Origin of the sequence: Salmonella sp. 741265073_HBA (genome assembly GCF_046569105.1) — a bacterium.
In the GTDB taxonomy this organism is placed as follows: Bacteria; Pseudomonadota; Gammaproteobacteria; order Enterobacterales; family Enterobacteriaceae; genus Salmonella; species Salmonella enterica.
In genome coordinates this window covers 1-12,984 of record NZ_JBKFRY010000004.1, presented here as the reverse complement: position 1 = coordinate 12,984, position 12,984 = coordinate 1, and the positions used below count along the sequence as shown (strand labels likewise).

Genomic DNA, 12,984 nt, shown 5'->3' with positions numbered 1-12,984 from the left:
CTAAAAAGGATTATTGTTAGAAAAAGGTTCCGCTATCGCCACGCCGAAATTTTTCAGCCGACAGGTGGCGGCAAACTCATCCTGACGATTAACGAACAGGCACGGTTCCCCTTCGCACTCCAGCACGGAGCAAGGAACTTCAATATCGCTTAGCGCCTGGCTGAGCTTATGCATCACTGACCACGCACTATCGCCTGCCGGACTCAACAGTTTAAGCGCCACCAGACTATTCTCGGTGCTCTGCCCGTTTTGCGGAATCGGTTCAACCTTTGACCCCGCAAAACCCGCCGACCAGCGATAGTTTTGCGGCAGACGGTGAACAATTGAGAGCTGTAATGTATTCACTTTCTTTCCCCGGAAGCACAATTACTTCACAATTTACTTACATTTATATTAACACATCATTGACAACCCGTCCTTAAACAGATTGCTAACGCCCTTCTCTCCGTCAGTGGCTCTACAGCAAGCGGGAGTTAAAATAGTTTTACCGACGCGGAGATAGCGGCGGGCTATATGTACCCGTTTCTGCGATCTAACTCAACCTTTTTAACTACAATGATGTGACTTTTTACATAAATGGATTTTACATAAAATAAACATAAAGGAGGAAAATGATGAATTGGTAATTGATATACATCAACTATGAAAGTCGTTTGGCTTTGCCATCGTGTAGCGGATAGCGTCCCCCAACGCCGCCTGCGCATTCTTCGGCGCCATTGAGGGACAGCGCGCCCGTCACCGTTTTTTGGGACGGCTGGCGTAGAGATAAAACAGAATGGAACAGGCGGCGCAAAGCGCAATCGACCAGATCATCGGCCACGCACTGGTAAAGGTAGCCAGCGACAGCAACGCGCCGACGATAGCGCCAATACCAAAGCGGAAAGTGCCCGCCAACGAAGACGCCGTTCCGGCCATATGCGGAAACTCATCCAAAATGACCGCCATCGCATTGGACGAAACCATCGACACACAGCCGACAAACGCCGCAACGCCGACCACCAGCGCCCAGAATCCAATGCCCATCAGCGCGCTGAAAACCATCCACACCGCCATCGCAAACTGAATCCATAGCCCGGCCCGAAACATGTTTAGCGCCCCTACCCGTCTGACAAAACGGCTGTTGATAATCGTCATCACAAACAGAAATACGATGTTCAACGCGAAGTAGTAGCCGAAATCCTGCGGCGGAACATGATTAATTTCGATATAGACAAACGGCCCCGCGCTTAAAAAAGAGAACATACCGGCAAAACTAAACCCGCTCGCCAGCATATAGCTCAGTACGCGTTTGTGGCGAAACAACGCGGCAAAGTTACCTATTGTGGTACGAATATGAAAAGGCTGACGCCGCTCAACGGGCAGCGTCTCTTTAATCAAAGCAAAGATCATGACTGACGCCAGAATCGCCGCAATGGCCAGTATCCAGAAGATATAGTGCCAGCTTAACCATACCAACACCCAGCCGCCGACAATGGGCGCCATTAAGGGCGCTATCGTAGTGACCAGCATGACAAATGACATCATGCGCGAAAACTCTTCCTTTGGATAAATATCCCGCATCAGCGCATTGATGACGACGCTTGCCGCCGCGGCCGCCAAACCGTGGAAAAAACGCATCACGATCAGTTGATCGATAGTCTGCGCCAACGCACAGGCGACCGCCGCAGCGGCAAATACCAGCGTCCCGCCCAGGATGACCGGCTTACGCCCGAGGCTATCCGCCATCGGTCCATAGATAAGCTGACCCAGCGCAAAACCCAGAATATAGGTGCTGAGTGTCATCTGCGCGCTACCGGCAGGCACGCCGAATTGCGCAGAAATCACCGGCAGCGCTGGAAGATACATATCAATCGACAGCGGCATTAACATGGCCAACAGGCCAAGAATAAAGACAATGGCAAAGGAAGAGTGCTGCCGGGTGGTCACATCGAACTCCTGAATTTAACGAGATAGTTAGCCGACGCTGGCGATTTCTTCTTCAGTCAACGGGCGGTACTCGCCGGGAGCCAGATTCTCATCCAGCGTAATGGCGCCAATCCGTTCGCGGTGCAGTTCCACAACGCGATTGCCTACTGCGGCAAACATCCGCTTCACCTGATGATAACGGCCTTCGCTGATGGTCAGACGGACCTGCACAGGCGTTATCACCTCCAGCGTAGCGGGTTTAGTGAGATCTTTTTCATTATGCAACTGCACGCCTTTCGCAAATTGCGCTGCCGTATCGTCGGCCACCGGCGACTCCAGGGTCACCAGATAGGTTTTTTCACAGTGATGGCGCGGCGACGTAATGCGGTGCGACCACTGACCGTCATCTGTCATTAACACCAGACCGGTAGTATCGATATCCAGACGTCCTGCGGCATGCAGCTTATACGCCACCGGCTCATCCAGGAAATACAGTACCGTTGGATGATCGGGATCATCGGTTGAACAAACGTATCCCTGCGGCTTGTTAAGCATAAAATAGCGTGGCCCGTGTTGCTGCGCTAAGGGATTGCCGTCATACGCAACCGCATGTTCCGGGAGCAGTTTGAAGGCCGCATTTTTAATGATGTCGCCATCGACGGTAACGCGGTTACCACGAATTTCACGCCCGGCAATAGCGCGGCTGACGCCAAGCTGCTGAGCGATAAATTTATCAAGTCGCATGTGTGTGATTTAGCCTGTAATAATACGGAAATCGGGCATTCTACCCGAAAAAAGGGAATTGCTATCCGCTCAGTATAGCGGGCTAACTATATCCCTCAAGGGAAATGATTCATGGCATACTATTCCCGGAACCGTTTAACGTAGTGAGACCATGATTTTTACACTCCGCCCCTACCAGCAAGAAGCCGTAGACGCCACGCTCAACCACTTTCGCCGCCACCGTACGCCCGCCGTGATTGTTCTGCCGACCGGCGCAGGTAAAAGCCTGGTGATCGCCGAACTGGCGCGCGTCGCCCGCGGACGGGTACTGGTGCTGGCGCATGTGAAAGAGCTGGTCGCGCAGAACCACGCCAAATATTGCGCGCTGGGGCTGGAAGCGGATATTTTCGCCGCCGGACTCAAACGTAAAGAGAGTCAGGGCAAAGTCGTGTTCGGCAGCGTACAGTCGGTGGCGCGTAATCTTGACGCCTTCCAGGAGGAGTTTTCGCTGTTGATTGTCGATGAATGCCACCGCATCGGTGACGATGAAGACAGTCAGTATCAGCAAATCCTCACTCACCTGAGTAAAGTTAATCCTCACTTACGTCTGCTTGGGCTAACCGCCACGCCTTTTCGCCTCGGAAAAGGCTGGATTTATCAATTTCATTATCACGGTATGGTGCGCGGCAACGACAACGCTCTGTTTCGCGACTGTATTTATGAACTGCCGCTGCGCTATATGATTAAACACGGCTATCTGACGCCGCCTGAGCGGCTTGATATGCCAGTGGTCCAATACGATTTCAGCCGCCTGCAGGCCCAAAGCAATGGGCTGTTCAGCGAAGCCGACCTGAACCGCGAGCTGAAAAAGCAGCAGCGGATTACGCCGCACATCATCAGCCAGATTATGGAATTTGCGCAAACGCGCAAAGGCGTGATGATTTTCGCCGCCACGGTCGAACATGCGAAAGAGATTGTCGGTCTGCTTCCGGCGGACGACGCGGCGCTGATTACCGGCGATACGCCAGGGCCCGAGCGCGATGCGCTGATTGATAATTTCAAGGCGCAGCGTTTTCGCTATCTGGTTAACGTCTCGGTGCTGACCACCGGCTTTGACGCCCCACACGTTGATCTCATCGCGATTCTACGTCCCACCGAGTCAGTTAGTCTTTACCAACAAATTGTCGGGCGTGGTCTGCGCCTTGCGTCGGGAAAGACCGATTGCCTGATTCTTGATTACGCTGGCAACCCGCACGACCTGTATGCCCCGGAGGTCGGTAGCCCGAAGGGAAAAAGCGATAACGTCCCTGTCCAGGTATTTTGTCCGGCCTGCGGCTTTGCCAACACCTTCTGGGGGAAAACCACTGCCGACGGCACGCTGATTGAACACTTTGGCCGTCGCTGCCAGGGCTGGTTTGACGATGACGACGGCCATCGCGAGCAGTGCGATTTTCGCTTTCGCTTCAAAAACTGCCCGCAGTGTAATGCCGAAAACGATATTGCCGCCCGACGCTGCCGGGAATGTGACGCCATTCTGGTCGACCCGGACGATATGTTAAAAGCGGCGCTCAGGCTCAAGGATGCGTTAGTCCTGCGCTGTAGCGGAATGACGATGCAGCATGGGCAGGATGAGAAAGGCGAATGGCTGAAAATCACTTACTATGACGAGGACGGCGCGGATGTCAGTGAGCGCTTCCGCTTGCACACGCCCGCCCAGCGTACCGCTTTCGAACAGCTATTTATTCGCCCGCATACCCGCACGCCCGGCGTTCCTTTACGCTGGATCACGGCGGCGGATATTGTCGCGCAGCAGGCGCTGTTGCGGCATCCCGACTTTGTGGTCGCGCGGATGAAAGGCCAGTACTGGCAGGTGCGTGAAAAAGTGTTCGACTATGAAGGCCGCTTCCGCCGGGCGCACGAATTACGTGGTTAATTGTACTTTTCATTGATGTAACGGCGATTTGAGTATAGAATCCCGCCCGCCTTTGCATACGCAAAGCAGATCACTTACCTGTTGCTGGGTCGCCTGTAGCAGGAATTATTAAAGAGAGATTTAAATGTTTACTATCAACGCAGAAGTACGTAAAGAGCAGGGTAAGGGTGCGAGCCGCCGCCTGCGCGCCGCTAACAAGTTCCCGGCAATCATCTACGGCGGTTCTGAAGCCCCGATTGCTATCGAACTGGACCACGACCAGGTGATGAACATGCAAGCTAAAGCTGAATTCTACAGCGAAGTTCTGACCCTCGTTGTTGACGGTAAAGAAGTCAAAGTTAAAGCTCAGGCTGTACAGCGTCACGCTTACAAACCGAAGCTGACTCACATCGACTTCGTTCGCGCGTAATCGCCTGGAAGTTGAAGAAAAACCCCGCCCCGGCGGGGTTTTTTTATGGAATTTAGTTCGCGGTAAAGATGAATCACACTTGCCGGATAAGGCGTTTCCTCCCCCATCCGGCAAGCGACTTTATTTCCCGCCCGACGTGCGTCGCTGCAACTGATCGCGCAAATTCGGCGGCGTCCCTTTGATAGTCAGGGTATCGGTCGCCGGGTCCCAGAAAATCCGCTCGCCCAGCAGCATCGCATCAAAGTTAATCGTTAACCCGCCGCCGCTGCCGGCATATTTGGTTAACTGGCGTAGCGTACTGCGATCTGCCGGGAAGCTCTCTTCCAGCTCATAGCCTTTTTCGGCGGTAAATTCGCTGAAGCTGACTTCACTGACGCCGGAAAGCTCTTTAGACAGCGATTCCAGCTCAATCTCTTCCCCGGCTTGTAACTGCTCGTTGCAGTAGCTGTACACCTGCTGGCGCACGTTCTGACGTTCTGCTTTATCCAACTGCGCTTCTGCGGTGAAATCATCCACTGCCTGCAACAGGCCGCGATTCTGCGCTTTGGCGTTCAACCCTTCGCTGGCGCCGAGGAAATCCATAAAGAAGTCAGCGACCTTGCGCCCTACCCGACCTTTCAGGAACGTCAGATAGCGGGTCGATTGCGGATTAGTTTCCCACTCGGTAAGATCGATACGTGCCACGATATCCGCATGGTTGATATCAAGATAATGCGTCGGGTTAATGTCCAGATTTTCATTGACCCGCATACTGCTCAGGTTGTTCAGTACCGTAACCAGCAGATACTCCACCGCCAGGTAACGATAATGGCAGAACAATACAATGCCGCCGTCCGCAAAGGGATATTTCGCCAGTTCGTCACGCAGGCGTCCGGTCGCCGCCCGGCTAAAGGCAAGAAAATCTTCTTCTCCCTGACGTTGCAACCGCAGCGCTTGCGCCAGTTCACTCTCTTCATTAAACAGGCCATACGCCTTATTCTTGGCGCTATAGACCCGATGCAGTTCAGCCACCATCTCGACAACGGTGGTTGTCGGCTCCAGCAATGAATCGCGCAAGACCAGCTCAAGATTTTGCTCATCGCGCTTGATAAGCTGGTGCAGGGCAATCTGGTTGATATCCAGACTCATGATAAACTCTCCTTTAAGACCGGGCGGTATTCAACCACCGCCTGCCGGAAGACGCAAGCAATCGCCCTGTCATTTCAGGCGTTATCCGTAACGCGAATGATTTAGGGGATAAAAATGCAGAAAAAAAACTGTTGCTACGGTAATATGTTGCCCTTTCATGAACAAACAGATTTTGATTTATGCCACAACTCTCCCGCTATAGTGATGAACATGTTGAACAACTGCTGAGCGAACTGCTCAGTGTACTGGAAAAACATAAGGCGCCGACCGATCTTTCCCTGATGGTGCTGGGAAATATGGTCACCAACCTTATCAACACCAGCGTTGCGCCGGCTCAACGCCAGGCGATTGCGAACTCTTTTGCCCGCGCCTTGCAGTCTTCGATTAGCGAAGACAACGCGCACTAAAAAGCCCGACTCCGGAGAAACAAGCGACAGGTATGGTAACTCATCGTCAGCGCTACCGTGAAAAAGTCTCCCAGATGGTTAGCTGGGGGCACTGGTTCGCTCTGTTCAATATACTGTTGGCTACGTTGCTCGGCAGCCGTTACCTGTTTGTCGCCGACTGGCCGACAACGCTTGCGGGTCGCATATACTCCTACCTGAGCATTGTCGGGCACTTTAGCTTTCTGGTGTTCGCCACCTATTTGCTTATTCTTTTTCCGCTCACGTTTATCGTGATGTCCCAGCGGCTGATGCGGTTTTTATCAGCCATTCTGGCAACCGCGGGTATGACGTTGTTGCTTATCGACAGCGAAGTCTTTACCCGTTTTCACCTGCATCTTAATCCCATTGTCTGGGAGCTGGTCATCAACCCTGACCAGAACGAAATGGCGCGCGACTGGCAGCTTATGTTTATTAGCGTGCCGGTTATCTTATTGATTGAGATGCTATTTGCGACATGGAGTTGGCAAAAGCTGCGCAGTCTCACGCGCCGCCGCCATTTCGCAAGGCCGCTTGCGGCATTCTTTTTCGTCTCCTTTATCGCATCGCATCTTATCTACATCTGGGCAGACGCTAATTTTTACCGGCCGATTACCATGCAGCGGGCAAACCTGCCGCTCTCTTATCCGATGACGGCGCGACGTTTTCTTGAAAAACACGGTCTGTTGGATGCGCAGGAATATCAGCGCCGTCTGGTAGAGCAAGGCAATCCGGAAGCGGTCTCCGTACAGTACCCGCTCAGCAATTTGCACTATCGCGATATGGGCACCGGTCAGAATGTGCTGCTCATTACCGTAGACGGCCTGAACTATTCTCGCTTTGAGAAGCAGATGCCGGAGCTGGCTAAATTTGCCGAACAAAACATCGACTTCACCCGTCATATGAGTTCAGGGAATACCACTGATAACGGTATTTTCGGCCTGTTCTATGGCATATCGCCAGGCTATATGGATGGCGTGTTATCCACCAGAACCCCTGCGGCGCTCATTACCGCGTTGAATCAGCAAGGCTACCAACTGGGACTGTTTTCTTCGGATGGCTTCGCCAGCCCGCTTTACCGTCAGGCATTACTGTCCGATTTCTCGATGCCGACAGCGCAGACGCAGTCTGATGCGCAAACGGCCAGCCAGTGGATAGACTGGCTTGGACGCTACGCACAGGAAGATAACCGCTGGTTCTCATGGGTATCGTTTAACGGTACTAACATTGATGACAGTAATCAGAAGAATTTTGTTAAGCGTTACGCCAGCGCCGCCAGCGACGTGGATGCGCAAATCAATCGGGTTCTGAACGCGCTGCGAGAGGCCGGTAAATTCGACAATACCGTCGTGATCATTACCGCAGGACGCGGAATACCGTTGACGCCGGAAGAAAATCGCTTCGACTGGTCGCAAGGTCATCTGCAAGTACCGCTGGTGATCCACTGGCCGGGGACGCCTGCGCAGCGTATTAATGTGCTTACCGATCATACCGATGTGATGACCACGTTGATGCAACGCCTGTTACATGTCAGCACGCCAGCGAACGAATATTCACAGGGCCAGGACATCTTTACCGTTCCACGTCGCCATAACTGGGTAACGGCGGCAGACGGCAGTACGCTGGCAATCACGACGCCGCAAATGACCCTGGTGCTCAATAATAACGGTCATTATCAGACCTATGACTTACACGGCGAGAAGATCAAAGATCAGAAGCCGCAGCTCAGTCTGCTGCTGCAAGTGCTAACAGAAGAGAAACGTTTTATCGCTAACTGATTAATTATAAATCAGTTAGCACCGTTTCCCCTTGCATTCGCGTTGGAAAGAGGTAGTATTAGCACCCACAAGTCGGCACGTAGCGCAGCCTGGTAGCGCACCGTCATGGGGTGTCGGGGGTCGGAGGTTCAAATCCTCTCGTGCCGACCAAAATTCCCCTTAAAAACCAGCCTCTCAGGGCTGGTTTTTTTATGCCTACAATTAAAAAGTTAGCTGATGCCAGAGACGTTATTTTGCATGAACTGATTTTGCATAAACTGATCGGACACCTTTCCCGTGCAGTGGTCAACGTAAAGTCAATGCGGGCAAATAACGTAAACCATTTTTGTACTAAAACAGAAAAAGCGCATCTATACCCTATGCTGGAAGAAATGTTTGCAGTGGCAGGTAAATGAGTAAGCAATCTGTCGCAGCAATAATAAAACGTTCTGGTAAGGTAAACGGCTTACCACTTCTTTGTTACTAACAATTAGCCTCCCTGTCGCCATAGGGTCGATAATGATCGGCTAGTCACAACACGTTTTTGTAGACAACGTACAGTGATTAATTACTCCTTCAGCCAGCAACTCGCTAATTGTTATTCAACTTCAGAAATTATAACTAATTGAAGCACCTACAAAATTATGCCCTGAATTTTTATCCGTGAGTGATCCATTCGAGAAATGCCGGATATAAGCTTCTGTAGAAAAAGAGCCAAAGTTCCAGCCAAGAAACGCTTTTTCTCCAAAGGTAAATGCAGAATTGACACGCATATCATCTCGCGACTTAGATTTTATATAAGCCCCCAGACCAATACCGGTATAGATACCAGCAAAATGAACCAGCGCCACATCCTTCGAGATACCCAATACGCCCTGGTTATATTTATTGCAGGGAACGCTACCAGAATGTTTACTGCAATCATCGCTACCCTTAGCCTTAAATCCTCCTAACTCCAGATTATTTCTTGCCTGTAAAAAGAAAAAATCGCTGGGTTCACTGTATGTCAGAAATGCCGTATATAAGTGCTCAACCCCTCCTCTTCTTATACTTTCTCCCGCAGCAAAAGAGATCTGATGCTTGTTGCCCTTGCCAAAAAAAACATTATCATTAGCAGAACATGCGAATGCACAAGGTAATAATATATATATAAATATTCTCTTCATATACACTCCACCACCATTTCAATGTCAATAGTTATTTTTAACCGGCTAACATATTTAAAATTTTCTACGCCACGCTTACGCTCACAGAAACGGCTGATATAGCATCCAGTATTAATATTATTGTCATAATTACTCCAACCAGCATTTTTGATGCAAACAGGCTGGACATGGACTGTGTGCAGAAATCAAAACATACTCACTACGCTTTCCCCTTGAGTTGCCCCAACGGGTGCTCAAAACGCCGCGAGTGTTGTTCAGGCACATCCAGGATAAGTTATAAGTGAATGACTCTCATTCCTGACCACATTTTCATTTATGATAAGAATATCGTCAGAATCTCTTTATCGCATAAAAATACCTCTGCTATTGACTTAATATTTAATTTAACAGATGTCGCGGTTTATTCGTTCTGCTCAGATGTATTTCATTGGCATTAATAAAACCATAAATAAATTCAATTAAAATAATTTGTTAATAATGAAAAGCTTTAGACGCTATGACTTTTAATAAGGAATTTCCTGCCAGGAAAGATAGTCTGGACTTACGGGGGCAAGGGCGCAGCTACATATGCCACACTTCTGTTATGTCACATTGTCCGAAAAAAGCGTCCAGACCAGTATTCAACTTCAGGGAGTATTCTGTTTTCTCTCACAACGGGTTGTTTTATCCTTTCTATCGTTCAGCTAATTACTAGCCTGTCACAGGTTTTACTACTTACCCATGCACTAATTAGGGTAAAATTTACGCGCTTGACAATGTGGCAAATCTGGACGATTTCCGCGCTGAAAACAATAATCATTCTAATAAAACTCAGGAGATATAGCATGCCTGAAGTAACACCTTTTCAGGTGCTTATTGTGGACGACCATCCACTTATGCGGCGAGGTATTCGTCAATTACTGGAACTGGACCCGGCTTTTTATGTCGTTGCCGAAGCGGGTGACGGGGCGAGTGCGATCGATCTGGCGAATCGCATTGAGCCCGATCTGATCCTGCTGGATCTGAATATGAAAGGTCTGAGCGGGTTAGATACCCTGAACGCGCTACGCCGGGATGGTGTGACGGCGCAAATTATTATTCTTACCGTCTCGGATTCCGCCAGCGACATCTACGCGCTGATCGACGCCGGCGCCGACGGTTATCTGCTCAAAGATAGCGATCCGGAAGTGCTGCTGGAGGCCATTCGCAAAGGCGCTAACGGCGGTAAAGTCTTTAGCGATCGGGTCAATGAATATCTGCGTGAGCGCGAACGGTTTGGCGCGCAGGAAGATCCCTTTAGTATCCTGACCGAACGAGAGTTAGATGTCTTGCATGAGCTGGCGCAGGGGCTTTCTAACAAACAGATTGCGTCAGTACTGAATATTTCTGAGCAGACGGTTAAGGTGCACATTCGTAATCTACTTCGCAAGCTAAACGTGCGCTCGCGCGTCGCGGCGACCATTCTATTTTTACAAACACGCGGAATGCAGTAACAAGCCAGGCCCGATGGCGCCACGCCACCGGGCCGTCAGGGCATTATTTCTCCTGCGCCAGCCGGATACTGCGCTCTATCACCGCCCGCCGGGCGTCACCCGCCGGCAGTAACTTCAGCATCATCTCCCAGGCCGCCACCGCCTCATCAAAGCGCTGCTGCTCAAAGGCGCTGAACGCATACAGGCTTAACACCCGGATATCCGTGTGGTCACGGCTCACCAGCCGGCGCAGCAGCTCCCCGCCGCGGCGGTTATCCTCCGGGTCGGACGAGCGCGTCAGCGCCTCCGCGTAGCCCAGCGCCGCATCGCGGTTTTTCGGGTCCAGACGGTAGGCGTTCGCATACGCCCCGGTGGCGGTACCGGCATTACCCAGTACCATGCCAATGCGCCCCAGCATGAGCCAGCCATCAACATTGCCGGCATCATTTTGCAGGCGGGTACGCAGCCCCAGCGCCAGCCGCGCCATCTCCTCTTCATTCAGCGGCTGCGCCTGCGGGTCCAGCGCCCGCGCCAGCAGCCCGGGCGTCTGCGCCGTTGCCTGCTGCCAGACCCTGACCTGCTGATAGCTGCCGGTCTGTGAGTAACTGATGGCGGCCACGACCAGCGCCATAACCACGCCCGGAAGATACACCCCCACCCCTGCGCGTGGTCCCGCCGCAGGAATGGCGTCAGCCAGGACGTCCTGTCTGATACGCACCCGCCGGCGCGTGCGGGCAACGATTATCCACCCGCCCGCCACGATGGCGGCCAGCGGCAGCACCCACAGCAGCACCGTCAGCGGGGTCAGCGGCGGGTCGTAGGTGACAAAGTTGCCGTAGCGCGCCACCATGTAATCGATGATTTCCTGGCGGCTCTTCCCCTCCTGCATCAGGTCATACACCCTGCGGCGCATGTCGGTGGCTATCATCGCGTTCGAGTCCGCAATGCTGTTGTTCTGGCATTTCGGGCAGCGCAGCTGCTCCGTGAGCTGGCGGAACTGCTGCTCCTGCGCTTCATCTTTAAACGGCATCACGTCGGTGGTCGCCCGCGCTGACCCGGCGATAACCAGCGCCAGCATCAGCATCACCATGCCCGGTAACAGTCTCATTGCGCCGCCTCCCGGCTGTATCTGTCCCACAGCGGTTTCAGTTCACTTTCCCATACCCGGGCATTCAAATCGCCCGCATGGCGGTAGCGGATAATCCCCCTGCCGTCGATGAGGAAGGTTTCCGGCGCGCCGTACACGCCCAGGTCCAGCCCCAGCATCCCGTCGCTGTCCGATAAACTCAGCGCATACGGGTTGCCCAGTTCTTTTAACCAGGCCACCGCCTTCGCCCGGTCGTCCTTATAGTTCAGCCCCACCACCCGGATACCCTGCGCAGAAAGCTGGTTCAGGTACTGATGCTCGGCGCGGCAGGTCGGGCACCAGGTGGCCCAGACGTTAAGCAGCACCGGTTTCCCCTGCGTCAGCACCTCCGCCTGATAGTACTGACCCGACGTCTCCAGCGATTCCAGGCGGAACGCCGGCACCGGCTTTCCGGTCAGCGCCGATTCGAGATTCGTCGGGTCATCGCCCTGCGCGTTGCGCGCCAGCTGCCACAGCAGCGCCGCGGCAATCAGCAGAAAAATCAGCAGCGGTAATAACAGTACGTTGCGTTTCATCCGGCCTCCGGCAATGGTTTACGGCGGCGGTAGCGCGGGTCCGCCAGGCACAGCAGCCCGCCCAGCGCCATCAGCAGTCCCCCGGCCCATATCCAGCGGACAAACGGTTTGTAGTACAGGCGCACGGCCCACGCGCCGTTGTCCAGCTCCTCCCCGAGCGCGGCGTACAGGTCGCGGGTCAGCCCGCCGTCAATCGCCGCCTCGGTCATCACCATCCGGCTGGTGTTGTAGAGCCGTTTCTCCGCGTGCAGCACCGCCTCCGGCTCGCCGTGGCGCGTCACCCCGATGAGGGCCACCCCGCCGCGGTAGTTGGGGCCGGTGATGTCCCGCACCTCCCGGAAGGTGAAGCGGTAGTCGTGAATGGTCACGCTGTCGCCCGCCCGCATCCGCACGTCACGCTCCACGCTGTAATTCTGGCTGAAGGCGAT

The 12,984-nt window shown here is 53.0% G+C and carries 14 protein-coding genes, 1 tRNA gene and 1 pseudogene; 8 read left to right on the top strand and 8 right to left on the bottom strand.

The genetic code is table 11. The features are described from left to right. From ACLD3P_RS07425 to rsuA, 3 genes are all read right to left on the bottom strand, one after another. Positions 1 to 345: a YejG family protein gene (locus ACLD3P_RS07425; protein ID WP_001094639.1), complete on the bottom strand. Its 345-nt coding sequence runs from the start codon at positions 343 to 345 to the stop codon at positions 1 to 3. 390 nt (positions 346 to 735) lie between these two features. Further along, positions 736 to 1,926: a Bcr/CflA family multidrug efflux MFS transporter gene (locus tag ACLD3P_RS07420; RefSeq protein ID WP_000213349.1), complete on the bottom strand. Its 1,191-nt coding sequence runs from the start codon at positions 1,924 to 1,926 to the stop codon at positions 736 to 738. A 27-nt stretch (positions 1,927 to 1,953) separates the two neighbouring features. Beyond that, positions 1,954 to 2,649, bottom strand: a complete 696-nt coding sequence (gene rsuA / locus ACLD3P_RS07415; RefSeq protein ID WP_001234836.1) for a 16S rRNA pseudouridine(516) synthase RsuA — start codon at positions 2,647 to 2,649, stop codon at positions 1,954 to 1,956. A 151-nt stretch (positions 2,650 to 2,800) separates the two neighbouring features. Between rsuA and ACLD3P_RS07410 the strand changes: the two genes are divergently transcribed. Both ACLD3P_RS07410 and rplY read left to right on the top strand, forming a co-directional pair. Then, positions 2,801 to 4,561, top strand: coding sequence for a DEAD/DEAH box helicase (locus tag ACLD3P_RS07410; protein ID WP_023215256.1), 1,761 nt, complete (start codon positions 2,801 to 2,803; stop codon positions 4,559 to 4,561). A gap of 124 nt (positions 4,562 to 4,685) precedes the next feature. Further along, positions 4,686 to 4,970 carry a 50S ribosomal protein L25 gene (gene rplY / locus ACLD3P_RS07405; protein WP_000494192.1) on the top strand — a complete coding sequence of 95 codons (285 nt, stop codon included), beginning with the start codon at positions 4,686 to 4,688 and terminating at the stop codon, positions 4,968 to 4,970. Positions 4,971 to 5,090: 120 nt separating this feature from the next. Here rplY and yejK read toward each other — a convergent pair whose 3' ends face one another. After that, positions 5,091 to 6,098, bottom strand: a complete 1,008-nt coding sequence (gene yejK, locus ACLD3P_RS07400) for a nucleoid-associated protein YejK (RefSeq protein ID WP_000050806.1) — start codon at positions 6,096 to 6,098, stop codon at positions 5,091 to 5,093. A 179-nt stretch (positions 6,099 to 6,277) separates the two neighbouring features. Between yejK and ACLD3P_RS07395 the strand changes: the two genes are divergently transcribed. The 5 genes and pseudogenes from ACLD3P_RS07395 (at position 6,278) to ACLD3P_RS07375 (ending at position 8,693) form a co-directional block, all read left to right on the top strand. Beyond that, positions 6,278 to 6,505, top strand: a complete 228-nt coding sequence (locus ACLD3P_RS07395) for a YejL family protein (RefSeq protein ID WP_001135904.1) — start codon at positions 6,278 to 6,280, stop codon at positions 6,503 to 6,505. A gap of 32 nt (positions 6,506 to 6,537) precedes the next feature. Further along, positions 6,538 to 8,298 carry an LPS biosynthesis-modulating metalloenzyme YejM gene (gene yejM, locus ACLD3P_RS07390; RefSeq protein WP_131046452.1) on the top strand — a complete coding sequence of 587 codons (1,761 nt, stop codon included), beginning with the start codon at positions 6,538 to 6,540 and terminating at the stop codon, positions 8,296 to 8,298. A 73-nt stretch (positions 8,299 to 8,371) separates the two neighbouring features. Beyond that, a tRNA-Pro gene (locus ACLD3P_RS07385) sits at positions 8,372 to 8,448 on the top strand. Beyond that, positions 8,404 to 8,496: pseudogene (locus ACLD3P_RS07380) on the top strand (hypothetical protein); the annotation flags it as partial. The gene ACLD3P_RS07385 and the pseudogene ACLD3P_RS07380, both read left to right, overlap by 45 nt. Further along, the gene (locus tag ACLD3P_RS07375) at positions 8,490 to 8,693 is read left to right on the top strand and encodes a DinI-like family protein (protein WP_131046453.1); all 204 of its coding nucleotides are present in this window, start codon (positions 8,490 to 8,492) and stop codon (positions 8,691 to 8,693) included. The pseudogene ACLD3P_RS07380 and the gene ACLD3P_RS07375, both read left to right, overlap by 7 nt. 192 nt (positions 8,694 to 8,885) lie before the next feature. On the opposite strand, the gene pagL is transcribed toward ACLD3P_RS07375, so the two are convergent. Beyond that, entirely contained in the window at positions 8,886 to 9,449 is a 564-nt protein-coding gene (gene pagL, locus ACLD3P_RS07370) for a lipid A 3-O-deacylase PagL (protein WP_131046454.1), read from the bottom strand. Positions 9,450 to 10,267: 818 nt separating this feature from the next. Between pagL and narP the strand changes: the two genes are divergently transcribed. Then, positions 10,268 to 10,915: a nitrate/nitrite response regulator protein NarP gene (gene narP / locus ACLD3P_RS07365; protein ID WP_001115500.1), complete on the top strand. Its 648-nt coding sequence runs from the start codon at positions 10,268 to 10,270 to the stop codon at positions 10,913 to 10,915. A 43-nt stretch (positions 10,916 to 10,958) separates the two neighbouring features. On the opposite strand, the gene ACLD3P_RS07360 is transcribed toward narP, so the two are convergent. From ACLD3P_RS07360 to ACLD3P_RS07350, 3 genes are all read right to left on the bottom strand, one after another. Further along, positions 10,959 to 12,002, bottom strand: a complete 1,044-nt coding sequence (locus tag ACLD3P_RS07360; protein ID WP_411006483.1) for a cytochrome c-type biogenesis protein CcmH — start codon at positions 12,000 to 12,002, stop codon at positions 10,959 to 10,961. Then, positions 11,999 to 12,556: a thiol:disulfide interchange protein DsbE gene (gene dsbE, locus ACLD3P_RS07355; protein WP_411006693.1), complete on the bottom strand. Its 558-nt coding sequence runs from the start codon at positions 12,554 to 12,556 to the stop codon at positions 11,999 to 12,001. Before dsbE ends, ACLD3P_RS07360 begins: the two co-directional genes overlap by 4 nt. Continuing rightward, positions 12,553 to 12,984, bottom strand: a 432-nt coding sequence (locus tag ACLD3P_RS07350) for a cytochrome c-type biogenesis CcmF C-terminal domain-containing protein (protein ID WP_108443237.1), incomplete at its 5' end; no start/stop codon positions are given. The genes dsbE and ACLD3P_RS07350, both read right to left, overlap by 4 nt.

Bases quoted from the DNA above. Each gene is read 5' to 3' on its own strand.
- rsuA (WP_001234836.1), bottom strand. From the start codon at position 2,649: ATGCGACTTGATAAATTTATCGCTCAGCAGCTTGGCGTCAGCCGCGCT.
- ACLD3P_RS07410 (WP_023215256.1), top strand. From the start codon at position 2,801: ATGATTTTTACACTCCGCCCCTACCAGCAAGAAGCCGTAGACGCCACG.
- rplY (WP_000494192.1), top strand. From the start codon at position 4,686: ATGTTTACTATCAACGCAGAAGTACGTAAAGAGCAGGGTAAGGGTGCG.
- yejK (WP_000050806.1), bottom strand. From the start codon at position 6,098: ATGAGTCTGGATATCAACCAGATTGCCCTGCACCAGCTTATCAAGCGC.
- ACLD3P_RS07395 (WP_001135904.1), top strand. From the start codon at position 6,278: ATGCCACAACTCTCCCGCTATAGTGATGAACATGTTGAACAACTGCTG.
- yejM (WP_131046452.1), top strand. From the start codon at position 6,538: ATGGTAACTCATCGTCAGCGCTACCGTGAAAAAGTCTCCCAGATGGTT.
- ACLD3P_RS07375 (WP_131046453.1), top strand. From the start codon at position 8,490: ATGCCTACAATTAAAAAGTTAGCTGATGCCAGAGACGTTATTTTGCAT.
- narP (WP_001115500.1), top strand. From the start codon at position 10,268: ATGCCTGAAGTAACACCTTTTCAGGTGCTTATTGTGGACGACCATCCA.
- ACLD3P_RS07360 (WP_411006483.1), bottom strand. From the start codon at position 12,002: ATGAGACTGTTACCGGGCATGGTGATGCTGATGCTGGCGCTGGTTATC.
- dsbE (WP_411006693.1), bottom strand. From the start codon at position 12,556: ATGAAACGCAACGTACTGTTATTACCGCTGCTGATTTTTCTGCTGATT.